20 protein-coding genes, 3 tRNA genes, 3 rRNA genes and 1 pseudogene are annotated in these 26,145 nt (G+C 62.3%); 5 read left to right on the forward strand and 22 right to left on the reverse strand.

What is annotated here, in order from left to right:
- Entirely contained in the window at positions 1–675 is a 675-nt protein-coding gene (gene alkB, locus DBO85_RS05895) for a DNA oxidative demethylase AlkB (RefSeq protein WP_108106230.1), read from the reverse strand.
- Between the two features lie 187 nt (positions 676–862).
- Here alkB and DBO85_RS05900 point away from each other — a divergent pair.
- Positions 863–939, forward strand: a tRNA-Met gene (locus DBO85_RS05900).
- 88 nt (positions 940–1,027) lie between these two features.
- Here DBO85_RS05900 and DBO85_RS05905 read toward each other — a convergent pair.
- The 9 genes and pseudogenes from DBO85_RS05905 to can all read right to left on the reverse strand — a co-directional run bounded on the left by DBO85_RS05905 (position 1,028) and on the right by can (position 7,594).
- Positions 1,028–1,447: a type II toxin-antitoxin system VapC family toxin gene (locus DBO85_RS05905; RefSeq protein ID WP_108106232.1), complete on the reverse strand. Its 420-nt coding sequence runs from the start codon at positions 1,445–1,447 to the stop codon at positions 1,028–1,030.
- A complete protein-coding gene (locus tag DBO85_RS05910) occupies positions 1,444–1,689 on the reverse strand; it encodes a FitA-like ribbon-helix-helix domain-containing protein (RefSeq protein ID WP_108106234.1) in 246 nt (81 codons plus the stop codon). The genes DBO85_RS05905 and DBO85_RS05910 overlap by 4 nt, the downstream gene beginning before the upstream one ends.
- Positions 1,690–1,740: 51 nt before the next feature.
- Positions 1,741–1,842: pseudogene (locus DBO85_RS19400) on the reverse strand (phage integrase); the annotation flags it as partial.
- A gap of 201 nt (positions 1,843–2,043) precedes the next feature.
- Positions 2,044–2,985, reverse strand: coding sequence for a metallophosphoesterase (locus tag DBO85_RS05915; protein WP_108106236.1), 942 nt, complete (start codon positions 2,983–2,985; stop codon positions 2,044–2,046).
- A gap of 202 nt (positions 2,986–3,187) precedes the next feature.
- A complete protein-coding gene (locus tag DBO85_RS05920) occupies positions 3,188–4,261 on the reverse strand; it encodes an alpha/beta fold hydrolase (RefSeq protein ID WP_108106238.1) in 1,074 nt (357 codons plus the stop codon).
- Positions 4,262–4,495: 234 nt separating this feature from the next.
- Positions 4,496–4,768 carry a hypothetical protein gene (locus DBO85_RS05925; protein WP_108106240.1) on the reverse strand — a complete coding sequence of 91 codons (273 nt, stop codon included), beginning with the start codon at positions 4,766–4,768 and terminating at the stop codon, positions 4,496–4,498.
- A 249-nt stretch (positions 4,769–5,017) separates the two neighbouring features.
- Entirely contained in the window at positions 5,018–6,022 is a 1,005-nt protein-coding gene (locus DBO85_RS05930; RefSeq protein WP_108106242.1) for an isocitrate/isopropylmalate dehydrogenase family protein, read from the reverse strand.
- A gap of 2 nt (positions 6,023–6,024) precedes the next feature.
- Positions 6,025–6,924: a DMT family transporter gene (locus tag DBO85_RS05935; RefSeq protein WP_233356560.1), complete on the reverse strand. Its 900-nt coding sequence runs from the start codon at positions 6,922–6,924 to the stop codon at positions 6,025–6,027.
- Between the two features lie 31 nt (positions 6,925–6,955).
- Positions 6,956–7,594, reverse strand: coding sequence for a carbonate dehydratase (can, locus tag DBO85_RS05940; protein WP_108106246.1), 639 nt, complete (start codon positions 7,592–7,594; stop codon positions 6,956–6,958).
- A gap of 170 nt (positions 7,595–7,764) precedes the next feature.
- On the opposite strand from can, the gene DBO85_RS05945 reads away from it, so the two are divergent.
- Positions 7,765–8,289, forward strand: a complete 525-nt coding sequence (locus DBO85_RS05945; protein WP_108106248.1) for a hypothetical protein — start codon at positions 7,765–7,767, stop codon at positions 8,287–8,289.
- A gap of 5 nt (positions 8,290–8,294) precedes the next feature.
- On the opposite strand, the gene DBO85_RS05950 is transcribed toward DBO85_RS05945, so the two are convergent.
- Genes DBO85_RS05950 through DBO85_RS05965 form a run of 4 tightly spaced genes read right to left on the reverse strand, consistent with a single transcriptional unit; the run spans position 8,295 to position 11,603 of the window.
- The gene (locus DBO85_RS05950; RefSeq protein ID WP_108106249.1) at positions 8,295–8,777 is read right to left on the reverse strand and encodes a hypothetical protein; all 483 of its coding nucleotides are present in this window, start codon (positions 8,775–8,777) and stop codon (positions 8,295–8,297) included.
- Between the two features lie 20 nt (positions 8,778–8,797).
- Positions 8,798–9,250 (reverse strand): ribosomal protein S18-alanine N-acetyltransferase, encoded by a 453-nt coding sequence (gene rimI / locus DBO85_RS05955; protein WP_108106251.1) that lies wholly within the window; start codon positions 9,248–9,250, stop codon positions 8,798–8,800.
- On the reverse strand, positions 9,247–10,059 hold the full coding sequence (locus DBO85_RS05960) for an energy transducer TonB (RefSeq protein WP_108106253.1): 813 nt from the start codon (positions 10,057–10,059) through the stop codon (positions 9,247–9,249). Before DBO85_RS05960 ends, rimI begins: the two co-directional genes overlap by 4 nt.
- Complete coding sequence (locus DBO85_RS05965; protein ID WP_108106255.1) at positions 10,056–11,603, reverse strand: 2-isopropylmalate synthase; 1,548 nt, start codon at positions 11,601–11,603, stop codon at positions 10,056–10,058. Before DBO85_RS05965 ends, DBO85_RS05960 begins: the two co-directional genes overlap by 4 nt.
- A gap of 318 nt (positions 11,604–11,921) precedes the next feature.
- Here DBO85_RS05965 and mksB point away from each other — a divergent pair, with 318 nt between their 5' ends.
- From mksB to mksF, 3 genes are all read left to right on the forward strand, one after another.
- Complete coding sequence (gene mksB, locus DBO85_RS05970) at positions 11,922–13,163, forward strand: Mks condensin complex protein MksB (protein WP_108106257.1); 1,242 nt, start codon at positions 11,922–11,924, stop codon at positions 13,161–13,163.
- 129 nt (positions 13,164–13,292) lie between these two features.
- Positions 13,293–13,964, forward strand: a complete 672-nt coding sequence (gene mksE, locus DBO85_RS05975) for an Mks condensin complex protein MksE (protein WP_108106259.1) — start codon at positions 13,293–13,295, stop codon at positions 13,962–13,964.
- Entirely contained in the window at positions 13,961–16,792 is a 2,832-nt protein-coding gene (gene mksF, locus DBO85_RS05980; RefSeq protein ID WP_108106261.1) for an Mks condensin complex protein MksF, read from the forward strand. The genes mksE and mksF overlap by 4 nt, the downstream gene beginning before the upstream one ends.
- 39 nt (positions 16,793–16,831) lie before the next feature.
- Here the strand turns inward: mksF and DBO85_RS05985 are convergent, their stop codons facing one another.
- The 8 genes from DBO85_RS05985 to DBO85_RS06020 all read right to left on the reverse strand — a co-directional run bounded on the left by DBO85_RS05985 (position 16,832) and on the right by DBO85_RS06020 (position 25,711).
- A complete protein-coding gene (locus tag DBO85_RS05985) occupies positions 16,832–19,141 on the reverse strand; it encodes a PqiB family protein (RefSeq protein WP_108106263.1) in 2,310 nt (769 codons plus the stop codon).
- Positions 19,134–19,757, reverse strand: coding sequence for a paraquat-inducible protein A (locus tag DBO85_RS05990; RefSeq protein WP_108106265.1), 624 nt, complete (start codon positions 19,755–19,757; stop codon positions 19,134–19,136). Before DBO85_RS05990 ends, DBO85_RS05985 begins: the two co-directional genes overlap by 8 nt.
- Complete coding sequence (locus DBO85_RS05995; RefSeq protein ID WP_108106267.1) at positions 19,757–20,395, reverse strand: paraquat-inducible protein A; 639 nt, start codon at positions 20,393–20,395, stop codon at positions 19,757–19,759. Before DBO85_RS05995 ends, DBO85_RS05990 begins: the two co-directional genes overlap by 1 nt.
- A gap of 166 nt (positions 20,396–20,561) precedes the next feature.
- Positions 20,562–20,677: ribosomal RNA gene (gene rrf / locus DBO85_RS06000) — 5S ribosomal RNA — on the reverse strand.
- Between the two features lie 129 nt (positions 20,678–20,806).
- A 23S ribosomal RNA gene (locus DBO85_RS06005) occupies positions 20,807–23,698 on the reverse strand.
- A 230-nt stretch (positions 23,699–23,928) separates the two neighbouring features.
- Positions 23,929–24,004: transfer RNA gene (locus DBO85_RS06010), tRNA-Ala, on the reverse strand.
- Positions 24,005–24,033: 29 nt separating this feature from the next.
- Positions 24,034–24,110: transfer RNA gene (locus tag DBO85_RS06015), tRNA-Ile, on the reverse strand.
- 64 nt (positions 24,111–24,174) lie between these two features.
- A 16S ribosomal RNA gene (locus DBO85_RS06020) occupies positions 24,175–25,711 on the reverse strand.
- The 16S, 23S and 5S rRNA genes sit together here with 2 tRNA genes alongside, the layout of an rRNA operon.
- Positions 25,712–26,145 lie beyond the last annotated feature (434 nt).

Here is a 26,145-nt window from a genome sequence, read left to right on the forward strand (position 1 = left end):
TCAGAGCGCCTTGCGAAAGGTCAGATTGATCCGCTGCTCACCCAGCAGCGGATGCCAGCCCGGTTTGAGCGGACGCACGCCGTGAAAGCGCAACCGATCCACCCCGCCCCAGACCAGCACATCGGCATGCTGCAGCAACACCGGCTGCTGCCGCTCGGCGCGCGTCGCCCCGCCGAACAGAAACACCGCGGGAAGCCCCAGCGAGAGAGACACGATGGGCTGCGCCAGGTCCTGCTCGTCCCGATCCTGATGCAGCGACAAGCGCACACCCGGCAGATAACGATTGATCAGGCAGGTGTCGGGCGCAAAGTCGGCAAACCCTGCTTCCAGTGCCGCGCGCTCGGCAAGCTCGGCTAAAACGGGCGGCATCGCCGGCCAGGCCCGGCCGCTCTGCGGGTCGCGCGACAGATAGCGGTAACCGGCGGCGCTGCTGGTCCAGCCCAGTCCGCCGCAACTGCTGGTGGCCACCGCCATGCGCTGCCCGCCGGGTGTGTACATGTGTCGCAGTGGCGCATCCGCCAGCACCGCCTGTACCGCGGCGAACACCTCGGCATCATGCTCTCGCGCCCAGCCGCGCAACACCCAGGCCTGCTCGCCCAGCCGCTCGCGCCCCACCGGGGCAAACTGCGGATCGGCAAACAGATCGGGGGTCGCGCCACGGCCGTCGGAGGACATCCGCCTACCTCGCTGAAGAAAAGGCCCGCAGTATCGCGCCGAAGCACCCGCCGCTACCAATCGAGCTCGGACGAAAGGCCCCACAGGCCTCTCCAACCACTCGGCGGAATCACAACCTAAGCATCTGAAACGACTGGATTTGATCGCTTGACAGGCGCAGCCGACCCGAGAATAATGCGCGCCCATTGGCTACATAGCTCAGTTGGTTAGAGCGCAGCATTCATAATGCTGATGTCCCAGGTTCAAGTCCCGGTGTAGCCACCAAACACATCAAAGGGTTAGCTTCGGCTAGCCCTTTGTCGTTTCTGGGTAGTGACTACGAAGATGACTACATCTCGACCACTTGGCCGTTTCAGGCTGTCCAGGGATCTACCAGACCCACGCCAAGCGGCTCTAGATGGCGAGTGTTGCGCGTAGCAACCATTGCATCGTGCAGCCGGCCGATAGCTGCAATCTGTGCATCCGCCATCTCTACTACCCTTCCCCGCGCTTCACTCTCCGCCGCAATCTCTGCGTAATGCACCGCCGCGTCTGCATCGAAAGGAAGAATGTTGCCTGCGAAGTCTTCATCAAACATCGCCGAGGCCATATCCAGCAGACCTTGCTTGCGCTTGCCGTCCGGCATTCGGGCAATGCCATACAGAATCTCAGCCACGGTGATGGCGCAAATAGCCAATTGGTTGGCCGGCTGAGCATCTACCCAGGCTAGAACCCGAGGATCTGGCTTGGATCGCATGAGCTCAAACAGCACGTTGGTATCGAGCAGGATCATTCATCAAAGCTCGCAGCGCGGGCTTTGTCCTTGCGCTCAGGCGCCGGCAGATCCACACCACCCACGGCCGCAAATCGGGCATGGATACGGCTACCCAGGCCACCGCGTTTTTCCTGACGGGAGAGAGCCTGGCGAATGATCATGCGCGCCTCTTCTTCCATGGAACGACCGTGGCTGGCAGCTACTACGCGAAGCTGTGCCTTGAGCTCGTCATCCAGGTTACGAATCGTGATGCTAGCCATACCGCCCTCCGATGATTCCAGTGCAATCATTGATAGCATAACCGTGCACCATACGGCATGGCCGCTTTGCTGCAACGGGGCAAGACGCAGAGGAGACTCCAGATGATCCGGCGACAGGTGCGCATAGCGTATGGTTATCGTGATCGCGCTGTAGACCGCCGCGGGAGATCAACTCATTGATTGATCCTCTAACGGGCGACTTTGTTACTGCCATGACCTTCGACGACCACCTGTTCGAGCTGACCCGAGTCGACCTTTCGTTGACCAGGAAGGTGTTGACCATTCACGCGCGGCGGCCCACAGATGAAACCGCCGCAAATCAAAAGAGCGCTGGCTGAACGCCCCATAAGCCTGTCAGGCGCTACGTCCGACCCAGACGAGGTTCTTCTCCAACAGGATCGCCTCTCCGCTCCAGCGGTAGGCGCAAAGTTTGGCGTGCCTGGGATCAGCACTCGCGATGCTGTAGTCCAGGCATGCGATCTGATCGGTCAGAAGGGTGGGCGTGCCCCTCATCCAGTAATGGCCAATGAACAATGGCTTGGCGCCGTCATAGCCAGGCTGCAGATCGGCCGGTATCGGCTCGTGGGGAAGTTGCTCGATGACGGCCGGCGAGACCATCGCCAGATCCCGATAGGTCAGCTGCGCGCCCTCCTGCCACCAACGCGTCCGCGTGCTGGAGCGCGAGTGCCCGTCCTTATCCTTGAAACGCACACCGACCGGCAGCGGTATTTCCATTCCCTTGAGGAGCACTTCCACCGCCTCAAAGGCCTCGGTCCCCTCATTGCACACGGCCTGCCAGGCACCCGGCAGTATCCGCGCCTGCTCATCAAGGTACTCTGCCAGTGCCTCAATGTGTCGCGGGTGCCAACAGGCGTGAATAACGCGCAGCCCCTTGATATCCAGGTAGAGCGGTAAGGTTCTGAACCATTCGATTGTCTGCTGATGCTGTTCGGAGTTTTCTCCTACCTGGGCCAGGAAGGCCTGGTGCTGGACGCGGTTCTTCTCGGAATGGCTGCGCAGGAAACTGCCCGCCAGGCCTTCGTGCGGGGTAGCCCAGGCAACGGCGTTGAATTCATGGTTGCCCATGACGGCCAACGCATGACCTGCCTCGACCATGCATCGGGCAATCCGGACGGTTTCACCCTGCTCGGGGCCCCGATCGACGAAATCGCCGAGGAATATCACCTTGCGTTCAGGGTGCTGCCAGGTGCCTGCGTGGTCGCGGTAGCCGAGTTTGTGCAACAGACTTTCGAGTGCAGATGCGTAGCCGTGAATGTCCCCGATCAGGTCGTACATCTGATTCTTCCTTGATAAAGCTGATAAACAGAACCCATCTTAATCCTAGGAGATGCCCTCATAGGCACTGCGGCGTGCGGAAGCCGGGTTCGGCGCATCGCTGGCTGGAACAACAAAGGGCGCCTACACAGGGCCCGATGTGTTTTTTGAACCACGACAGACCTGACCAGGTGCGGTTGGCTTGCCAGCTCCGGCGGCGGCTCTACCTCCCAGCACTCCCCCGCGCCTCCAACCCCTTCAACAACGCGCGATGAAACTTCTCCGGCGCCTCGACCTGTGGCGAGTGGCCCAGTTCCGGCCATTCGATCAGGGTGGCGTTGGGGATGGCGGCGGCGGTCTTGCGGCCCAGTTCGGGGTATTGGCCCAAGTGCTTGACGACGTCTTCCGGGGCGCGGTTGGCGCCGGGGGCGGTGCGGTCCTTGCCGCCGATCAGCAGCAAGGTGGGCGCCTTGATCGCCTGTAGCTCGTGCACCACCGGCTGGGTGAAGAGCATCTCGGCGGTCTGCGCCTGGTTCCAGGCCACCGCTTCGCGGCCCGGCCCCTGGTACATGCCGTTGGCCATCTGCACCCAGCGGTCGTACTCGGGCTTCCAGACGCCGTTGTAATAGAACTTCAGCTGGTAGTTCTTGATGCCCTGGTAGCTGGTCTTCAGCTCGTTCTGGTACAGCGTGTCGATGGTGGCGTAGGGCACGCCTGCGGCCTGCCAGTCTTCCAGGCCGATGGGGTTTGCCAGCACCAGCTGCTCGACGCGGTCCGGGTACTGCAGGGTAAAGCGTGCCGCCAGCATGCCACCCATGGAGTGCCCGAGCAGAGTGACCTTGTCCAGCTTCAGCTCATCGAGCAGCGCGCGGGTGTTGTCGGCCAACTGGGCGAAGCTGAACTGGTAGCCGCGCGGCTTGCTGGATTTGCAGAAGCCGATCTGGTCCGGCACCACCACCCGGTAACCGGCCTTGTTCAGCACGCCAATGGTCTCTTCCCAGGTCGCGCCGCAGAAGTTCTTGCCATGCAGCAGCACCAGCGTGCGGCCGTTGGCCCCGGTTGCTGGCGGCACGTCCATGTAGGCCATGGACAGCGTCTGCTGCTGCGAGGAAAGCGCTAGGCGTTGCACCGGATGCGGATAGTCGAAACCTTCCAGCTGGGCGCCGTAGGTCGCGTCTTCATTGGCAAAGGCAGGTAGCGCGGCGAGCAGGCTGGTCAGGCCGATAAAGACGGCGGTTCGTTTCACGGGCGGCTCCTGAGGCGAGCGGATGGAAGGCCGGGAATATAGCAACCGCATCGGTGCGGCCGGTCTGCGGCCTGGTTGCGGGATATGACCGGGGCGACCGAGCAGGGTTTCTCGGCGCGGGCGCCCTGCCCCAAAGCTTGGCTGCCTCGCCCTTGGCTTCGTTGCGAAGCCCCTCCGTCAGGATCAAGCAGCCCACCCGGACGCCGACAATCCGCTACGCGCCGAGAGCCACGCCGGCGCCTTTGCTCTCATCAGGCTCAGGCGTGACCGGGCACGCCTGTAGGTTCAGGTTTCGAAACTCTGCTCCATCAGGCTGATGCGCCGACGCAGTTGCTCGACATGCGCGCGCTCGGCACGCAGGCCACTGAGCAGCGCACGCCGGTCGGCATCCAGGGTCGCGCGCTGTTCGATCTGGCGCTGCAGGCCGGCATCGCAATGGCGCAGCGCCTGGCGCAGACCGAGGATGCGCAACTGCTGCACCAGCAGTATCAACAGCAGCCAGGCGAAGGCGAGCAAGGCGCCACCGAGCATGATCCAGAGGTGATTCATGGTTCCCATACGGGAGCCCTCCGAGAAACCGACAACGGGTCGCCAAACTATGTCCAGTTTGACGACAGGTCTAGCATGGTTACGTATACAGGTAAGCTTTTCGCACAGACCCCGCAGCCTTTTGCGCGCGAATGAAAAGCGGCAAATTCACATGGATGCGCAAAGACGGGACGGCGGTAGCTGGCCAAGAAAAAGCGCGGCAATGATAGCCCTAAGCCATCAGTGCATTTTGGCGACGGGTTCGCGCTTGGGTACGGCTCAGGCGCCGTTCAGCGCCTCGATTACACCGTCGGTGATCCGGCGCGTGGTATCGACGCCAAAGTCGGTCGGCGCGCCGCTTTCGAGCAAATGCTGTACAGCCTCTTCGAGGCGGTCGGCGAGATCGCCACGCTGCCAGTGATACCTCAGCAGCAGTGCCAGGCTGAGGATGCTGGCCAGCGGATTGGCCCGGCCGCTGCCGGCGATGTCCGGCGCGCTGCCATGCACCGGTTCGGCCAGGGCGATGTCATCGCCCCAGTTCAGCGACGGCGCCATCGCCAGGCCGCCGCTCCAGTGGCAGGCGAGGTCGGAGAGGATGTCGCCGAACAGGTTGGTGGTGACGATCAGGTCGAAGTCGTCGGGCCGCTCCACCAGCTGCAGGGCGGCAAGGTCGACCAGGCGTTCGTCGAGGACGTCGCCCCAGCCTTCGCCCATCAGCAGGTCGCGGCAGCTGTCGCGGAACAGCCCGCAGGACAGCGGCAGCACGTTGGCCTTGTGTACCAGCGTGATGCGCCGCGCCTTGCGCTGGCTGGCGATCTGGCTGGCGCGGCGGGCCAGGCGCTGGCAGGCGGCGACGCTGACCACTCGCTCGGCAATCGCCACGCCCGGCGCTTCCAGATGTTCGCGGCCGCTGTACAGGCCCTCGCTGTTCTCGCGCAGGATGACCAGGTCGACACCCTGGCGACTGGAGACTTTCGGCCAGCTGCGCACCGGACGCAGGTTCACGCTCAATTGCAGTTGCTGGCGCAGCTGAACGATGGGACTGCGATAGCCATCGACCCGCCGCGCCGGCGAAGATACCGCACCGAACAGGCCGGCGCCGCAGTCGCGCAGGCTCTGCAGGGTGGCCTGCGGCAACGCCTCGCCGGTCTCGCGAAAACAGTCCCAGCCGGCCCGCGCCGGCACCACCTGCAGCTGCGGCAGCAACTGACGCAGCACCTCGATGGCAGCGGGCACCACCTCACGGCCGATGCCGTCGCCCTCGATCACGCAGAGTCTGTACATGGTCACCTCGCCGGCGTTCGGGTTGCCAACAGCAGACCAGCAAAAATCAGCGTCGCTCCCAACCAGTGAAAACTCTGCAGCTGCTCGCCCAGCAACAACCAGCCGAGCAGCGCGGTGAACACCGGCATCGAGTAGCTGCTGAGCGCCGCGCGGCTGGCGCCGAGCACCCGCACGCCGTGGTTCCAGGCGAAGTAGGCGAACAGCGAGGCGAACAGCGCCGTGTAGCCGATCGCCGCCAGCGCCGTCAGATCGAGCGTGAAGCCGCCGACCTGGCTGTGCTCGAACAGGTAGAACGGCAGCAGCAGCGGCACGCCGAGCAGCATGGTCATGCCCAGCAGGCTCAGCGGCGGCAAATCGATCCAGGCGCCCCAGCGGCGCAGCAGCAGGCTGTACAGCGCCCAGTCGAGCACCGCCAGCAGCATCAGCAGGTCACCACGGTTGAAGTTGAGTTGCGCCAGGTTCGCCGGCTCGCCCCGGGCGATCAGCCAGAGCAGGCCGAGCGCGGCAATCGCCAATCCCAGCCAGGCGCGCCGGGTGGGCCATTCGCCGAGCAGCAGCCCGGCGCCGATGAAGGTCGCCAGCGGCAGGCAGGTGCTGACCAGGGTGATGTTGATTGCCTCGGTGTTCTGCGCGGCGCTGTAGAGCAACGAGTTGTAGGCGCTGATGCTCAGCCCGGAAAGCACCAGCAGGCGCCAGCCGGCATGGCGGATCGCCACGCGCCGACGCCACAGCGGCACGGCAATGAACGGCAGCAGACAGGCCAGGGCCAGGCACCAGCGCCAGAACGCCAGGCCCAGCGGCGGAATCTGCCCGTGCACCGCGCGCGCCACCAGGGCGTTGCCGGCCCAGCACAGGCTGCCGGCAAACAGCCCGAGCCAGGCCAGCCGCGCCGCGCCCGTCACGCCGCCCACGGGCACTGCGCAGCGAGGTACATCAGGCCAGCGGACGCAGACGGTACTGCGGCGGCAACTGGTCGAATCCGCTGACGGTGACGTTGAGGTCCTTCCACAGCCCGTCCTTGATGCCGTAGATGCAGCCATGCACGGAGAGCGCCTGGCCCCGGTGCCAGGCGTTCTGGACGATGCTGGTATGGCTGACGTTGGCGACCTGCTGAATGACGTTCAGCTCGCACATGCGGTCGACCCGTTCCTCTTCGGTGGGCAGCGTGGCCAGGTGCTCGCGGTGCTCGTAGTAGAGGTCGCGGATGGTCCGCAGCCAGCCGTCGATCAGGCCCAGCTGGCGGTCCTGCATCGAGGCGCGCACGCCACCGCAGCCGTAGTGCCCGGTGACCAGGATGTGCTTGACCTTGAGTACGTCGACCGCGAACTGGATGACCGACAGGCAGTTGAGGTCGGTATGCAGGACGACGTTGGCGACGTTGCGGTGGACGAACAGATCGCCCGGCAGCATGCCGACGATCTCGTTGGCCGGCACCCGTGCGTCGGAGCAACCGATCCACAGGTATTCCGGCACCTGCTGCTTGGCCAGCTTCTCGAAGAATTGCGGATCTTCTTCCTTGATCGCCTCGGCCCAGCGCACGTTGTTGTCGAATAGATGCTGCAGCTCGCTCATGCGGTTTCTCCCGAAATCGATGCGCACCATAAGGAGCACGCGGGGCCTTTGACAAGCCGCCCGTGCCAGCGGTCACACCCGGACGGCGGAACCGCGGCCGTCGGCGGCAGTGGAATCTTTGCGCCAGGCCGACAGTCCACCGGGCATCAGTCGCCTCCGCGGAGCACAGCATGAACAAGCACAATCCCGTCAGCAAACCGATAGACGACATCCAGGACCGCATGGGCTCGATGGAGCCGTTGGACTTCGACAAGAGCGAACCGCAACGGCGGATCGGCGACGCCGCGCCGGAGCAGGAACGCCGCTTCTCGGATCAGCGCGTGCGTGAGGCCGGCATGACCGGCGCCTCGATGCCGGACCATCAGCCGACCGACGACGATCTCAGCCCGGAAACCCTGATCGACGAAGACGGCGCTCGCTCGCCGCGCGAGACCGGTGATGACGGTGGCCCGCTCGACCGTCGCGTACGCCTGGTGGGCGCCGCCGAAGCGGGCGCCGGGCGTGGCCTGGACGAAGCCGAACTGGCGCGCATCGATCCGCTGGACGGCAAGCCGCCGGCCCAGGCGGGCGACCAGCTGGATGAGGAAGGCCTGCTGGAACAGGACGATACGGTGCTGGATGACCAGGAGCTGGCCGGCGACGCCTTGCTCGATACCGGCCGTGATCGCACCACGGTACCGCCGGAGAAGAGCTGACGCCCTCAGCTCGATTCGGCAGGGGGCTCGGGCGGCGCCAGCAATGCCAGGGCGAAGCGCGCGCCGCCCAGATGGCGGATCTGCATCGCCTGCCCGGCCGGTGGCGGCTGGTCCAGCTTGAGCAGATAACCCTGTTCGAAGAACTCCAGCACCGGCAGCGGCTGACGATCCACCCGCCGTTGCAGCCAGCCGACCGCACCGACCACCAGTACGCCGGCGATCAGCGGCAGCTGCGGAGTCAGCAGCAGGCTTTGCCACCAGGTCGGGCCGTACAGGGCATGCACCGTCACGCTCCTGGGTCCCAACAGCAGCAGCGCCGCGCCCAGCGCCAGCAACGCGTAGCCGGCCAGCTTGACGAGTACCAGCAGCGCCGACTCGTGGTTGTGCATCTGGTGCAGGCGGTAGGCGTCATCAAAGCCAGGGACACTGATCTCGCAGGGCAGCGCGGCCAGCTGCAGCGGGACCAGTTGGCGGCTCGGGGCTTCCATCGCAGAACCTTCCCTTTCCATCAGTCGAACAACGTGCAGGCCATGACCAGCGCGTCCTCGCGCCCGCCACCGGGTGCCGGATAGTAGTCGCGGCGGCGGCCGATCTCGTTGAAGCCATAGGCATCGTAGAGCCGGAATGCCGCCTGGTTGCTCTGGCGTACTTCGAGAAAGCACTCGCCCGCCTTGAGTTCACTGGCACGCCGCATCAGATGCTCCAGCAGCGCGCGGCCCAGGCCGCGGCCCTGCGCCGTCGGCGTGACCGTGATGTTGAGCAGATGGGCTTCGTCGAGAATCAGCTGGATGACGCCGTGCCCCACCTGCACGCCATCCTCGAACATCAGCCAGCAGTCGTAGGATTTGAGCCCGTCGGTGAAGATGCCGCGACTCCAGGGGTGACTGTAGGCCGCGTTCTCGATGGCCAGCACTGCGTCCAGATCGGCCAGGATCATCGGCCGGAACGACAGCTGACTCATGCGTCCTTCCAACGCGGCATCAGTCGGCGCATCGCCTGCCACAGCTCGGCCTTGCGCTGCGGCTCGTCCATCAGCAATTCCAGCCCCGGCAACGCCCAGGCCGGGCCGACTTCCTCGACGGCGAACTCGCGGCAATAGACGTCTTCATCACGTTCGCCACCGAAGCGGATCGCCGGCAGGCCGATCAGCCAGAGGCAGGCGGCGCCTTCGCGCTCGCGTTGCAGTACCGCCTGCACATAGTCGCGGGCGGAATCCGGGCCCTGGTCCAACGCGCCGCGGTTGAGCAACGGCCAGCGGATCGGCTCGCCATCGCCGACCTGCTGCGGGCTGTCCGGCAGGCCCGCGGCACGCAGCAGATCACGCAGCAGCAGGTAGGCCGGGTCGCGGCTCTGGAACGGATAGCCGGTCGGCAACTCGACCAGCAGCAGGCAACTGCCGGCACGCAGCAGCTGCAGGGCGAAACGCGGTGGTGCGGCCACGGCCGGCTCGGCGACAGGCGCCTCGGCCTCTTCGGCGGCGGGCTCCGGTCTGTTTTGCCCGCGTGCGCTCGGGCGCGGCACTTCGATCTTCGGCCGCAGTGGCGCCACTTCAACTGCCGCCGCATCCACATCGGTGGCCACCAGTGTCGGCGCGACCTCGAGCGGCGCAGACGTCTCGGCCTCGTTCGCAGCCCTGGCCTGGGTTGGCACCTCTACCGGCACCAGCAAGCCGGGCCGCGACGGCGCAGCGAACGGCAGCGCCACCCGCGGCAGCCAGCTGACCACCTGCATGGCGCCGAGATAGACGCGGCGACGCGCTTCGTCGATCACACGCCGTCCGCCTGCGGATGGGCCTTGGTGCCGGCCTGCATCAGGTTCAATGCGTTGATGTAGGCCTTGGCCGAGGCGACCAGGATGTCGGTGTCAGCGCCATTGCCGTTGACGATGCGGCCACCCTTCTCCAGGCGCACGGTGACCTCGCCCTGGGAGTCGGTGCCCTCGGTGATGGCGTTGACCGAATACAGCTGCAGGTTGGCCTCGGACGCGGCGATGGACTCGATCGCCTTGAAGGTCGCGTCCACCGGGCCGGAACCCTGGGCGCTGGCGCGCTGCTCCTGGCCGGCGACGCTGACCACGATCTGCGCCTGCGGCACCTCGCCGGTCTTGCTCGCCACTTCCAGGGTGACCAGGCGGAAATGCTCGGGGGTGTCTTCGGCCAGGGTGTCGGAGACCAGCGCCTGCAGGTCTTCGTCGAAGATCTCGTGCTTCTTGTCGGCCAGCTCCTTGAAGCGGGCGAAGGCGGCGTTCAGCTCCGCCTCGCCACCCAGGACGATGCCCAGCTCGTCGAGCCGCGAGCGGAAGGCGGCGCGGCCGGAGAGCTTGCCCAGCACCATCTTGTTGGTGTTCCAGCCGACCGACTGGGCGGACATGATCTCGTAGGTCTCGCGATGCTTGAGCACGCCATCCTGGTGGATGCCCGACTCGTGGGCGAAGGCATTGGCGCCGACGATGGCCTTGTTCGGCTGCACCGGGAAGCCGGTGATGCCGGAGACCAGGCGCGAAGCGGAGAGAATGTGCTCGGTCTCGATGCGGGTATGCACGTCGAGCAGGTCCTGGCGGGTCTTGATCGCCATGACGATCTCCTCCAGCGCGGCGTTGCCGGCACGCTCGCCCAGACCGTTGATGGTGCACTCGACCTGACGCGCGCCGGCCACCACGGCTGCCAGCGAGTTGGCCACGGCCAGACCGAGGTCATTGTGGCAGTGCACCGAGAACACCGCCTTGTCGGCATTGGGGATGCGTTCGAGCAACTGGCGGATGGTCTCGCCGAACTGATGCGGAATGGCGTAGCCGACGGTGTCGGGAATATTGATGGTACGCGCGCCGGCATCGATCGCCGCCTCGATGATGCGGCAGAGGAAGTCGATCTCCGAACGCCCGGCGTCCTCGCAGGAGAATTCGACGTCGCCGCACAGGCTGCGCGCCTTCTTCACCGCCTTGACCGCTTGGGCGATGACCTCGTCCGGCTGCATGCGCAGCTTGTACTGCATGTGGATCGGGCTGGTGGCGATGAAGGTGTGGATGCGTCCGCTGTTGGCGCCGGCCAGCGCCTCGGCGGCGCGCTCGATGTCGGCGTCGACTGCGCGCGACAGGCTGCACACGGTGCTGTCCTTGATGTTGTCGGCGATTGCCTTGACCGCGGCGAAGTCGCCAGGGCTGGCGATGGCGAAACCCGCCTCGATCACGTCGACCCGCAGGCGCTCCAGGGCCTTGGCGATGCGCAGCTTCTCTTCACCAGTCATGGAGGCGCCGGGGCTCTGCTCGCCGTCACGCAGGGTGGTGTCGAAAATGATGACGCGGTCGTTGCTGCTCATTCCGGGGCTCCTCGAGGCAGGTCGCAGGATCGCTGCGAAGGCGGCAATTGTCGCCGGAAACGGCCGGAGCGCAAAGCGCCGCGCCATGGCTTTTCCCTCTCCCACCGGGAGAGGGTGCCGAAGGCGGGTGAGGGATGCTTCAGGCAACTCGCTGCCGCTTCACGTCAAGCTCCCTGCAGCGCCAGCCCTCCCTCATCCGGCGCTGCGCGCCACCTTCTCCCGCAGGGAGAAGGACAGCTGTACGGCGCCGCGCGGAGAAGACTGCCGGCCGATGCAGTACAATCGCCGGCCTCATCGCCTGGACCCGACACGGCCGACATGATCGAACCCAAGCGCGTACTGCGTGCCCTCGCTGAACACTGGACCCTGCTCGAACCGCTCTGCGAGCGCTTCGACGCCGGCACCCTGAGCCTGGTGGAGCTGCGTAACCAGCTTGCCCTGCAGCTGCCCGAAGGCACACCCGAAAGCGTCACCGCGACCCTGGACCAGTGGATTCGCCTGGACATCCTGGTGCCGGTGGCCAAGAGCCCCAACCGCTTCGAGCTGAACGCCCAGATCCACGACTTCCTTGCCTACCTGCGGCGCGAGCATCGCCTCGGCCTGTGCCTGGAAATCGAGGCCTACCTGCGCCATCTGGAGCGCCTGGCCGGCTATATCCAGGACGCCTTCGAGATCCGCGACGGCAACGACCTGGCGCGCCAGCTGCGCCTGCTCGACATGCGCGTGCGTGACGTGCTGAAGAAGCTCGCCAACGACGAGCAGGCGCTGGTCGGCGTGGCCGAGCGGGCCAAGACCAGCGACCGGCAGATTCCGCTGCGCCAGCGTTACGCCGAAGTGCTGGCGACTTGGGACGAGTACGTCGAGCCGATGATCCAGCTGGTCGCCGCCGACGGCGCCTTCGAGCAGGGTGTGCGCCGCGTCGAACAGGTGTTGCTCAAGCTGCTTGGCGAACAGGCGCGGCTTGGCCAACTGGTCGATGACGACCTGCTGCTGCGCACCCACGCGCGCATTCTGGAAATGCAGACCACCGCCCAGCTGACCCTGCGCAAGGCACGTGAGCTGCTGTTGCCGCTGCGCGAGGAAGCGCGCCGGCACAATGCCGTGACCCGCGGCGCGGCGCTGGCCCTGGCGGCAATCCGCAAGAAGGGCCTGGACGCGGTACCGCAAGCGTCCCTGCCGCTGTTCACCCGGCCGCAAAGCACCTTCCTCGGCAGCGCCAGCCAGGTCGAGGCCTACGTCTACGCCCTGGCGCGCTTCCAGCCCAAGCCGACCCAGTTCCCCCGCGCTAGTGCCGGACGCAAGGGCGCACCGCCGCGCGCGCCGCGCACCGCTCGGGAGATGCTCGAACGCTGCGAGCAGGCCCTGCCGCTGCCGGATCTGATGAGCTGGCTGCTGGAGCAGGAACCCGAAGGCGCCACCGACGAGCTGCTCTACTGGTTCTCGCGCCTGGCCCGCGATACGCGCTTTTCCCGCGACCGCCTGGAACGCCGCGAGTACCTGACCCGGGAACATCGCGTCAGCCTCAGCTCCTTCGCGCTGGTGGCCAATGCAAATGGTTAAGTCCTGCGTAGGGTGGACAACGCCCTACTTGTCCACCAATTGCCCCCTCAAACTCCCTGGCGGAAAGGCCCTGACCGTTCTCCACCGGGCGGCCATCCGTACCACGATGCTTACCTGTGAGCCACGGCCATGAACATCGACCTGAAAGAAATGACCCAGCTGGCGCCGATCTTCCGCGAGCTGTTCAAGGGCTATCACCTCTCGCGCAGCGAGCCGGAGCCCTACGCCCAGCTCAGCAACCTGCAGGACCAGTACCGCGCCCTGTTCAAGGCGCTGGGCTTTGAGCTGGTCTGCGACCCGCGAGGCTTCTACTACTTCGTCCCCGAGCAGGCCGGCGCCCAGGTCAACAAGACCGCCCAGCGCCTGGCGCTGTTCACCTTCATCCTGGTCGAGCACCTGGCAGACCAGGGGCGCGACCCGCTGGCGGTGCTCGATGGCGGCAGCCTGGGTCGTGACGAGTTGCCGGCGCTACTGGAAAAGTACCGCGACCTGTTCGTCCAGGCCGAAGTCACCACCCAGGACGAACTGGAGGAAAAGGTCATCCGCCGCCTGACCCAGCTGGGTTTTGCCGAGGACAGCAATGGCGTCTACCGCTTCCTGCCGCCGATGCACCGCTTCCTCGACGTCTGCCTGTCGGTGCAGCAGGACCGCGACCTGGCCGCCAGCCTGCACAGCAGCGACCTGCCGCTGCCGGCACCGACCCTGGTGGTCGATGACGACGACATCCTGGTGGATGACGAAGAATCCGAAGAGGAAGCCCTGGCGCGCGCCATCGCCGATGAACAGGAGTCGCTTGCATGAGCCAGGAACGCTACGGCATCCGCCGCTTCGCCCTGCTGAACACCGCCGGCTACAGCCTCGGCATCTTCCCGCTGGAGCAGCCGCTGTCGGTGTACGGCGCCAACAACCTGGGCAAGTCGGCGTCGATCAACGCGCTGCAGTTCCCGATCCTGGCGCGCATGTCGGACATGAGCTTCGGCAAGTACAGCCTGGAGCAGTCGCGCAAGTTCTACTTCGCCAGCGACACCAGCTACATTCTGGTCGAGGTGCTGCTGCCGCATGGCCCGCACGTGATCGGCGTGGCCGGGCGCGGCCCGGGCGGCGGTTTCGGCCATCAGTTCTTCGTCTATGCCGGCGAGCTGGACCTTGCGCACTACCAGGACAACGGCGTCTGCCTGCGCCAGCGCGAGCTGTTCAAGAACCTTGGCCAGGCCGGCATCAGCGCCCATGAGGTCAAGCCGGACGAGCTGCGCCGGCTGCTGGTCGGCGGTCACACCTCGATCCCGCTGGACCTGACGCTGATCCCGCTGCGCTCGACCAGCGAGCAAAGCCTGAAAACCTTCCGTGCACTGTTCATCAACCTGCTGCACATGCGCGAGATCACTGCGGCCAAGCTCAAGCAGCTGTTCCTCGATGCCTTCGAGCACAGCCTGCGCTCGGGCAGCGTCGACTACATCGCCGCCACCGAGGAAGCCTTCCGCGACGTGCGCCGCATGGAGCAGGACTACCAGGCGCTGGTGGCTGCCGGCCCGCTGGTCGAAGCCCTGGCCAGCGGCGTGCAACAGCGTGATCTGCTGCGCGGTCGCCTGCACCGGCTCTCGCCGCTGCTCGACAACCTGCTGGGTGCCTGGCAGGACTACGCCGGCGCGCGCAAGGATGAACTGGTCATCCAGGCCGAGCACTACCAGCGCGAGCAGGACGGCATGCAGAGCGAGCAGCGTGCCGGTACCGCCGAACTGATGCGCCTGGAGCGCGAGATCAGCGAGCTGCAGCGCTGGCTCGGCGAGCTGGCGGTGCTGAAGAATCGCTTCGCCCTGGTCGAGGATGCCCGCGGCCTGGAGCAGCAGCTGCTCGCGGCCAAGGACGCGCATGACGAGCTGGCCGGTGCCCTGGCGCAGTCGCGGCAGTTCTCCGCCGGGGATCTGGACGAGCGCCTGCGCGATCTGGAGAAACGCCTGAAATCGGTGAAGCAGCAGCTCGATCACGCCGACAACAACAGCTACTCACGCCTGCGCGAGGAATTCAGCCAGCAGGACGTCGATCGCCTGATGCGCCTGTTCAACGGCCAGCTGTTCAGCCTGCCGCTGGGCGAGAAGGGCATCCAGACCGGGGGCGAGGACTGGGTCAAGGCCGTGGAGGCGGTGCTGGACCGCTTCACCGGCAACACCTTCGAGGTGCCGGGGCTGTCGATCGATCTGTCGAACATCGAGCCGCCAGCACTGCAGGCCCTGGCCGACCGCGCCGCCCTGCGCGACCAGCGCGACCGCTTGGAGCGCGAGCTGCGCCAGCTGAAGACCCAGCAGGCGGTGGCTGCCGACCTGGGCGCGAGCAAGGCCCAGGCCGAGCAGTTGTATCAGGCGGTACTGGACGCGCAGAAGGCGCTGGAAGACTTCCGCCGCTGCCAGACTCTGGCCAGCGAAGAACAGGCCAAGCTGGAGCAACTGGCGGTGGCCGAGGCCGCCCAGGACGAGCTCAAGCGCAGCAGCGATGCCTTCGCCGAGCGCGTGCAGCAGCTCTCCGCCCGGCTGCAGCTGGTCGGCAGGCAGCTGGCCGACCTGGAAGCCAAGGAACGTACCCTGCAGGATGCCCTGCGCCGCCGTCAGCTGCTGCCGGCCGACCTGCCCTTCGGCACGCCCTGCATGGACCCGGTAGACGACTCGCTGGACAACCTGCTGCCGCTGCTCAATGACTACCAGGACAGCTGGCAGGCGCTGCAGCGCGTGGACGGCCAGATCGAGGCGCTCTACGCCCAGGTGCGTCTGAAGGGCGTGGCCAAGTTCGACAACGAGGAAGACCCGGAGCGCCGCCTGCACCTGCTGGTCAACGCCTACGCGCATCGCCAGGACGAGGCGCTGACTCTAGCGAAGGCCAGGCGCGCGGCGGTCACCGATATCGCCCGCACCCTGCGCAACATTCGCAGCGACTACGACAACCTCGAACACCAGCTGGCACTGTTCAACCGCGAGATCAACAAGCGTCAGGTCTCCAACCTGCAGAGCTTCCGCATCGTGCTGGCACCGAACAAGGACGCGCTCAGGCATATCGATCAGATCATCCACAGCGCCGGCCAGTACGAGCAGGGCGAGACCCTCTCGGTGTTCGACCTGCAACAGGGTGGCGATCAGGATGCGAAGAACGAGGAAGCCAAGGAGTACCTGGCACGCCTGGTGGCGGCCAACGGCAACCAGCTTGGGCTGAAGGACCTGTTCGAGCTGGCCTTCGAGATCACCAAGGTCGGCGGCACGCCGGTGATGCACACCGACATTGATGGTGCGGCGAGCAACGGCACCACCATGACCATCAAGGCGCTGACCAACATGTACCTGCTGCTGCACCTGATGGACCGCGAGCAGGCCGGCAAGGTACGCCTGCCCTACTACCTCGACGAAGCAGCCGACATCGACGAGCGCAACCAGCAGGCGCTGATCGAGACCAGCCTGCAGCTGGGCTTCGTGCCGATCCTGGCATCGGTCAAGCCGCAGGTCTCGGCGCAGGTGGCCATCGATCTGGAGGGTGGCACCAGCCCGAGCGGGATCTACATCGACGAGGCGGACTGGAAGTTCATTCGTCCGCGTGAGCACACGCCCGTCGAAATGCCCAGGGAACCGCTGCCGGCGGAGGTGCACTGAACAGAGGCCGCATCAGCGGTCCTTGTTTAACCCGCTATCTCAGCGCTTGGCATCGAGGGGGATCTTCGCTGCCCAGTGCAACCACTCTTCCTGTGCTTCCTCGAACATCGGGAATGTCTGCCCAGGCAACGCCTGATTGCCCATCTGCTCGCCCTCCGGCGTGGCAAAGGCAATGCCGCCCTCGATAAAGGTTTCCAACGATTCGGTGCGCAAGGTCGCCCCCTTGATCAGCCCGAAATCAAAACCGAAGCCACTGGTATTCCAGAAACGGCTGCCGGTGCGTACCAGGGGCGCGTAGCGCGGCTCGATGAGAACGCTGATCAGCACACGGTCGGCGTTCGGCCCCAGTTCGAAGCCGGTCACCCGGCCCACGGCAATCTCACGGAAGGTCACGGGCACCCCAACCTTTATCGAATCGAGACGCGCGGCGCTGAGCACCAGCCGCAGCCCTTCTTCGCGCGGCGCCGCGCCCGGCGCCGCGGGCAAGGCAACGAACTCGAGCTGCTGGGGCATTCCGTCAGGCGCTGGCTGCACCTGCAGATATTGTCCGCTGACCAAGGTATCGAGATTGGCCGTGCGCGCCAGACCGAGCTCCGGGCCCACAACCCAGAACTGCGCACCACGTGCCGCAATACGCTCGGCATGACGGCTGATACGCGTGTCCAGAACCACGCCGCGCAGATCCTCGGTCAGCGCGATCGAGTCGACCTGCCCAACGTCCAGACCTTTGTAGCGCACCGGCGTACCTGCTTTCAGACCGTCGGCACTGTCCATCCGGATACGAATCCGCACGCCGTCCTGAAACGCGGTTGCTCGATCAGCAAACAGTTGAAAGCGCGGGACCTTGTGTTCCTGCGGCGCCGCACTCAAGTCCGGCGTCTCGAAGGCGATGCCACCTGCGAGCAGCGTCTGAAGCGACTCACTCTTGACCTCGATGCCCGATAAGCCGCCGCTCAGACTGATACCACTGGCGTTCCAGAAGCGCGTCGAGCCGTTGACCAGCTCGCTGTACTCCGGCTCGATGTGCACGCCCAGCACCACCCCCTGATTGTCACGCCGCAGCTGGTAGCTCTGCACGCTCCCCACCTTGAGCTGACGGTACAGAACCGGGCTGCCGACCTCCAGCGAGCCCAGGTTGTCGGCAAGCAACACCATATGCAGGCCGGGCGCCTTGAGATCCAGAGGGGGGGCTTTCGCCCGTGCAACAAACTCCCGCTGCGCGGGCTGCCCTGGCTCGCCGGGGCGCATACCCAGGTAGTTACCCTTGACCAATGCTTCGAGACCGGTGATGCCGGCGAGCGAAATGGATGGCCTGACGACCCAGAACTCGCTGCCTTGGACAAGATAGTCCTCGGCTAGCGGATCCATCGCCACCTCGAGCGTCGCCGCGCTGAGGTCCGGCTTCACCTTCAGGTTCTTGACCAGGCCGACCTCGATGCCCTTGTACATCACAGGTGTACGACCTGCCTCTATCCCATCGAAGTCTTTCAGTTCGATCGTCACCTTGATTCCGGCCTGCGCCGAGTCGAAATCCTCATAGAGGCGGAACGGAAGGTTCGGATCGGTAGGAGGACTATCCTTGCGGTGTTCCGGAGTGGCGAAGGCGATGCCGCCAGAGACCAGGCTGGCCAGGGATTCGCTGCGTACCTTCACCCCGCTGAGGCTGGCGTCGACACTGATGCCACTGGCGTTCCAGAAACGCGTGTGCTTACGCACCAGGCCCGCGTAGGCCGGGTCGATGAACACGTAGACTTCGACGGTGGTCTTGTCCTCCGCCAGCTCATAGTCCTTCACCCGCCCGACCTGGATCTGCCGATAGAACACCGGACTGTCACGATTCAGCGAGCCAAGGCGATCAGCCTTCAGCGTGAGGTGCAGACCCGGCTGGGTCTCAGATATCGGCGGCGGCTCGTTGAGCGCGGTAAAGCGCTCGCTCGGCTCACCATCGCCGGGGCTGACCGCAATGTAGTTGCCGGACACCAGCGTTTCCAGCCCGGTGATGCCGGCAAGACTGACACTCGGCTTGACCAGCCAGAAGCGCGTATTGCTGCGCAGGTTGTCGCGAAAGTCCTGATTCATTTCCAGGGTGGCGTAGACACCGCGGCGCTGGCCACGGTCATCCAGACGCATGTCCACAACCTTGCCGATCGACATGCCCTTGTAGATCACTTCGGTCTTGCCGACCTGCACGCCCTCGCCCGTCTCGAAGAACACTTCGACCTTGACGCCGGCCTGGCTGTAGGCCTGCCAGGCGAGCCAGGCGCCGATCAGCAAGGCGATCAGAGGGAGCACCCAGATCGCCGACCAGTTGGATGCGGCTCTTGTCTTGGGCGAAGGCAGTTCAGTCATGGTTGGTTTCCGAATCGGTGTTGTCCCAGATCAGACGGGGGTCGAAGGTAATCGCAGCCAGCATCGTCAGCACCACCACACAGGCAAAAGCGATGGCGCCGGCGCCGGCATCAATGCTCGCCAGGCTGTCGAAGCGCACCAGCGCCACCAGGATGGCAATGACGAAGATGTCGAGCATCGACCAGCGGCCGATCCACTCGATGAAGCGGTACATGAATATTCGTTGGCGGGCTGACATCGGCTGATGTCGCTGTACCGAGTACAGCAGCAACCCGATACCCACCAGCTTGAAGGTTGGCACCAGAATGCTGGCGATGAAGACCACCGCCGCGATCGGCAGCATACCGTGCTGGGCCAGGGTAATGACGCCGGACATGATGGTGTCCGGACTGCCGCGGCCGAAGGAGTTGACCGTCATGATCGGCAGCAGGTTAGCTGGGATGTAGAGAATGGCTGCGGTGATCAGCAGCGCCCAGGTCCTGACCAGGGTGTTGGGTCGCCGCGGATGTACCTTGGCACCGCAACGCGAGCACGCTATTGGCCCCTCATCGGCGGCGGCACGGTTGAGCTGCTGGCACTCCAGACAGACGCGAATCCCTGCATCGATAGCGCGCATCAAGCTCCCTCTTCCAGCGTTTCCCAGATCTGGTGCGGCGACATGGTCACCTCGAGCCAGACTTGTACCAGCAGCAAGGCAATAAAGCAGGCCAAGCCTGTACCCAGACTGAGGTCAGCCAGGTCCGCCAGCTTCACTACAGAAACCAAAATGCCCATCAGATACACCTCGAGCATTCCCCACTCGCGCAGATGGTGGTAGGCCCGGTAGAGCAGCAAGCCAAGTCTGCGCCCTACTCGCCAGCGGATGCTCAACAGCACGCTGAGCTGGCAGAGCAGCTTGAGCAGGGGGATGGCCATACTGCAGAGGAAGACGATCAGAGCAATACCCTGCATACCGCTATCGTAAAGCCCGAGCACTCCGCTCCAGACCGTCTCGTGGCTGGTGCGACCGAGCAGGTTGAGCTGCATGATCGGCAGGAAGTTGGCCGGCACGTACAGCAATAGCGCCGCAATCACCAATGCCAGGCTGCGGCGCACCACCTGCGAGCGATGGTGATAAAGATCGTGCCCACAACGTGGGCACTCCGCCAGTTGGCCCTCGGCAAGCTGGGGCTTGCGCATCAGCAGATCGCACTCGTGACAGGCGACGAGCTCTGTCAGCGCGATCTGATCGATATCAAGAGGAGACTCGGACATTTCCGGGTGCCAGGCGAATTGGGACCGCCATTCTAAACGAGACTTGAAACTGCGACCTGCCGGCCTGCCGGAAAGTGCCCGAGATAGCCGAGAGCGACGCCCAGACTTTTTCCCGCGCAAAGTAAAACCCCGGTTATCTGTCGATAACCGGGGTTTTGGTATAGGTGCTTGACGATGACCTACTCTCACATGGGGAAACCCCACACTACCATCGGCGATGAATCGTTTCACTACTGAGTTCGGGAAGGGATCAGGTGGTTCCAATTCTCTATGGTCGTCAAGCGATTGGGTTGGGAAGCCGCGGTGAGGCGTCTTCCCGAATGGGTATGTGATATGAGTAATTTGTGGTTCGTTGCAAATTTTCGGTTTGTCGACTTCAACCGTCTAACACGCAAATTGTTTGGGTGTTATATGGTCAAGCCTCACGGGCAATTAGTATGGGTTAGCTCAACGCCTCACAGCGCTTACACACCCCACCTATCAACGTCGTAGTCTTCGACGGCCCTTCAGGGAGCTCAAGGCTCCAGTGAGATCTCATCTTGAGGCAAGTTTCCCGCTTAGATGCTTTCAGCGGTTATCTTTTCCGAACATAGCTACCCGGCAATGCCACTGGCGTGACAACCGGAACACCAGAGGTTCGTCCACTCCGGTCCTCTCGTACTAGGAGCAGCCCCTCTCAAATCTCAAACGTCCACGGCAGATAGGGACCGAACTGTCTCACGACGTTCTAAACCCAGCTCGCGTACCACTTTAAATGGCGAACAGCCATACCCTTGGGACCGGCTTCAGCCCCAGGATGTGATGAGCCGACATCGAGGTGCCAAACACCGCCGTCGATATGAACTCTTGGGCGGTATCAGCCTGTTATCCCCGGAGTACCTTTTATCCGTTGAGCGATGGCCCTTCCATACAGAACCACCGGATCACTAAGACCTACTTTCGTACCTGCTCGACGTGTTTGTCTCGCAGTCAAGCGCGCTTTTGCCTTTATACTCTACGACCGATTTCCGACCGGTCTGAGCGCACCTTCGTACTCCTCCGTTACTCTTTGGGAGGAGACCGCCCCAGTCAAACTACCCACCATACACTGTCCTCGATCCGGATAACGGACCAGAGTTAGAACCTCAAAGTTGCCAGGGTGGTATTTCAAGGATGGCTCCACGCGAACTGGCGTCCACGCTTCAAAGCCTCCCACCTATCCTACACAAGCAAATTCAAAGTCCAGTGCAAAGCTATAGTAAAGGTTCACGGGGTCTTTCCGTCTAGCCGCGGATACACTGCATCTTCACAGCGATTTCAATTTCACTGAGTCTCGGGTGGAGACAGCGCCGCCATCGTTACGCCATTCGTGCAGGTCGGAACTTACCCGACAAGGAATTTCGCTACCTTAGGACCGTTATAGTTACGGCCGCCGTTTACCGGGGCTTCGATCAAGAGCTTCGCTTGCGCTAACCCCATCAATTAACCTTCCGGCACCGGGCAGGCGTCACACCCTATACGTCCACTTTCGTGTTTGCAGAGTGCTGTGTTTTTAATAAACAGTCGCAGCGGCCTGGTATCTTCGACCGGCATGGGCTTACGTAGTAAATACTTCACCCTCACCGGCGCACCTTCTCCCGAAGTTACGGTGCCATTTTGCCTAGTTCCTTCACCCGAGTTCTCTCAAGCGCCTTGGTATTCTCTACCCGACCACCTGTGTCGGTTTGGGGTACGGTTCCTAGTTACCTGAAGCTTAGAGGCTTTTCTTGGAAGCATGGCATCAACCACTTCGCATTCTAAAAGAACGCTCGTCATCAGTTCTCGGCCTAGATTTCCCGGATTTGCCTAAGAAATCAGCCTACTACCTTAAACAAGGACAACCAACGCCTTGCTGGCCTAGCCTTCTCCGTCCCCCCATCGCAGTAACTAGAAGTACGGGAATATTAACCCGTTTCCCATCGACTACGCATTTCTGCCTCGCCTTAGGGGCCGACTAACCCTGCGTCGATTAACGTTGCGCAGGAAACCTTGGTCTTTCGGCGTGCGAGTTTTTCACTCGCATTGTCGTTACTCATGTCAGCATTCGCACTTCTGATACCTCCAGCAAGCTTCTCAACTCACCTTCACAGGCTTACAGAACGCTCCTCTACCGCTCACACATAGTGTGAACCCGTAGCTTCGGTGCATGGTTTGAGCCCCGTTACATCTTCCGCGCAGGCCGACTCGACTAGTGAGCTATTACGCTTTCTTTAAAGGGTGGCTGCTTCTAAGCCAACCTCCTAGCTGTCTAAGCCTTCCCACATCGTTTCCCACTTAACCATGACTTTGGGACCTTAGCTGACGGTCTGGGTTGTTTCCCTTTTCACGACGGACGTTAGCACCCGCCGTGTGTCTCCCACGCTGACACTTCCAGGTATTCGGAGTTTGCATCGGTTTGGTAAGTCGGGATGACCCCCTAGCCGAAACAGTGCTCTACCCCCTGGAGTGATACGTGAGGCGCTACCTAAATAGCTTTCGAGGAGAACCAGCTATCTCCGAGCTTGATTAGCCTTTCACTCCGATCCACAAGTCATCCCCTGCCTTTTCAACGGAAGTGGGTTCGGTCCTCCAGTCAGTGTTACCTAACCTTCAACCTGCTCATGGATAGATCGCCCGGTTTCGGGTCTATACCCAGCGACTAAACGCCCTATTAAGACTCGCTTTCGCTACGCCTCCCCTATTCGGTTAAGCTCGCCACTGAATATAAGTCGCTGACCCATTATACAAAAGGTACGCAGTCACCCAACAAAGTGGGCTCCCACTGCTTGTACGCATACGGTTTCAGGATCTATTTCACTCCCCTCTCCGGGGTTCTTTTCGCCTTTCCCTCACGGTACTAGTTCACTATCGGTCAGTCAGTAGTATTTAGCCTTGGAGGATGGTCCCCCCATATTCAGACAAGGTTTCACGTGCCCCGTCCTACTCGATTTCATGACTAAGAGATTTTCATATACGGGGCTATCACCCACTATGGCGGCACTTTCCAGAGCCTTCTATTAATCTCAAAGCCACTTAAGGGCTAATCCCCGTTCGCTCGCCACTACTAAGGGAATCTCGGTTGATTTCTTTTCCTCAGGGTACTTAGATGTTTCAGTTCCCCTGGTTCGCCTCTTGCACCTATGTATTCAGTACAAGATACCCAGCTTATGCTGGGTGGGTTCCCCCATTCAGAGATCTCCGGATCGCAGGTTGTTTGCCACCTCCCCGAAGCTTATCGCAGGCTACAACGTCTTTCATCGCCTCTGACTGCCAAGGCATCCACCGTATGCGCTTCTTCACTTGACCATATAACCCCAAGCAATCTGGTTATAGATTCGTAACGTGAAGACGACATTCGCCGAAAATTTGCGCTTGAACTCACAAATTTTACCTTAGCCAACATAACTACCAGTGAAAGTAATCATGCTGTCTACTTCTATCACATACCCAAATTTTTAAAGAACGATTCTGGTAAAGACCAGAAATCAACACTGACTGCCTTTGCAGCAATGCTCATTTCTGTACTCTAACGAGAGTGGTGGAGCCAAGGAGGATCGAACTCCTGACCTCCTGCGTGCAAAGCAGGCGCTCTCCCAGCTGAGCTATGGCCCCAATGTACTGAAGCCTGCGCCCCGTAACATTGGTGGGTCTGGGCAGATTCGAACTGCCGACCTCACCCTTATCAGGGGTGCGCTCTAACCAACTGAGCTACAGACCCAATCGTCTTCGCAATGAATCAAGCAATTCGTGTGGGAGCTTATGAAGAAGCTGATGTCTTCGATTAAGGAGGTGATCCAGCCGCAGGTTCCCCTACGGCTACCTTGTTACGACTTCACCCCAGTCATGAATCACTCCGTGGTAACCGTCCCCCCGAAGGTTAGACTAGCTACTTCTGGAGCAACCCACTCCCATGGTGTGACGGGCGGTGTGTACAAGGCCCGGGAACGTATTCACCGTGACATTCTGATTCACGATTACTAGCGATTCCGACTTCACGCAGTCGAGTTGCAGACTGCGATCCGGACTACGATCGGTTTTGTGCGATTAGCTCCACCTCGCGGCTTGGCGACGCTCTGTACCGACCATTGTAGCACGTGTGTAGCCCTGGCCGTAAGGGCCATGATGACTTGACGTCATCCCCACCTTCCTCCGGTTTGTCACCGGCAGTCTCCTTAGAGTGCCCACCATAACGTGCTGGTAACTAAGGACAAGGGTTGCGCTCGTTACGGGACTTAACCCAACATCTCACGACACGAGCTGACGACAGCCATGCAGCACCTGTGTCTGAGTTCCCGAAGGCACCAATCCATCTCTGGAAAGTTCTCAGCATGTCAAGGCCAGGTAAGGTTCTTCGCGTTGCTTCGAATTAAACCACATGCTCCACCGCTTGTGCGGGCCCCCGTCAATTCATTTGAGTTTTAACCTTGCGGCCGTACTCCCCAGGCGGTCAACTTAATGCGTTAGCTGCGCCACTAAGTTCTCAAGGAACCCAACGGCTAGTTGACATCGTTTACGGCGTGGACTACCAGGGTATCTAATCCTGTTTGCTCCCCACGCTTTCGCACCTCAGTGTCAGTATCAGTCCAGGTAGTCGCCTTCGCCACTGGTGTTCCTTCCTATATCTACGCATTTCACCGCTACACAGGAAATTCCACTACCCTCTACCGTACTCTAGTCATGCAGTTTTGGAGGCAGTTCCCAGGTTGAGCCCGGGGATTTCACCTTCAACTTACAAAACCACCTACGCGCGCTTTACGCCCAGTAATTCCGATTAACGCTTGCACCCTTCGTATTACCGCGGCTGCTGGCACGAAGTTAGCCGGTGCTTATTCTGTCGGTAACGTCAAAACAGCAAGGTATTAGCTTACTGCCCTTCCTCCCAACTTAAAGTGCTTTACAATCCGAAGACCTTCTTCACACACGCGGCATGGCTGGATCAGGCTTTCGCCCATTGTCCAATATTCCCCACTGCTGCCTCCCGTAGGAGTCTGGACCGTGTCTCAGTTCCAGTGTGACTGATCATCCTCTCAGACCAGTTACGGATCGTCGCCTTGGTGAGCCATTACCTCACCAACTAGCTAATCCGACCTAGGCTCATCTGATAGCGCAAGGCCCGAAGGTCCCCTGCTTTCTCCCGTAGGACGTATGCGGTATTAGCAGTCGTTTCCAACTGTTGTCCCCCACTACCAGGCAGATTCCTAGGCATTACTCACCCGTCCGCCGCTGAATCAGAGAGCAAGCTCTCTTCATCCGCTCGACTTGCATGTGTTAGGCCTGCCGCCAGCGTTCAATCTGAGCCATGATCAAACTCTTCAGTTCAATACTGCTTGGGTTTTGAGAAAACCCTAAACTTGGCTCAGCAATCGCAGTCTCTATCGCTAGAGACGATAAACTCTCGAATTAACGAGTGATTACTTGCGTTGCTGATAATCATCTCGACTACCAGTCTTACATCACAAGCACCCACACGAATTGCTTGATTCAGTTGTTAAAGAACGTTTGGTTAAGTCTTTCGCCTCAACCAAGGCCGCGCATTCTACAGCAGCCTCTTTACTCGTCAAGCTGTTTTCGAAGAATTTTTCGTTTCTTCTCAACCGCTTGCGCTTTCGATCAGCACCAGGCTTCTCGTCAGCGGGAGGCGAATTCTACAGCGTTTCAAACCGCTGTCAACCTCCTCCTTCATCTCGTTTTCGATCGCTCGACTCCGAGACAACCTCAGGATCAAACCACCTCCTGAAGCCCGGCGCATTCTA

It is taken from the genome of Pseudomonas mangrovi, assembly GCF_003052585.1.
GTDB lineage: Bacteria > Pseudomonadota > Gammaproteobacteria > Pseudomonadales > Pseudomonadaceae > Aquipseudomonas > Aquipseudomonas mangrovi.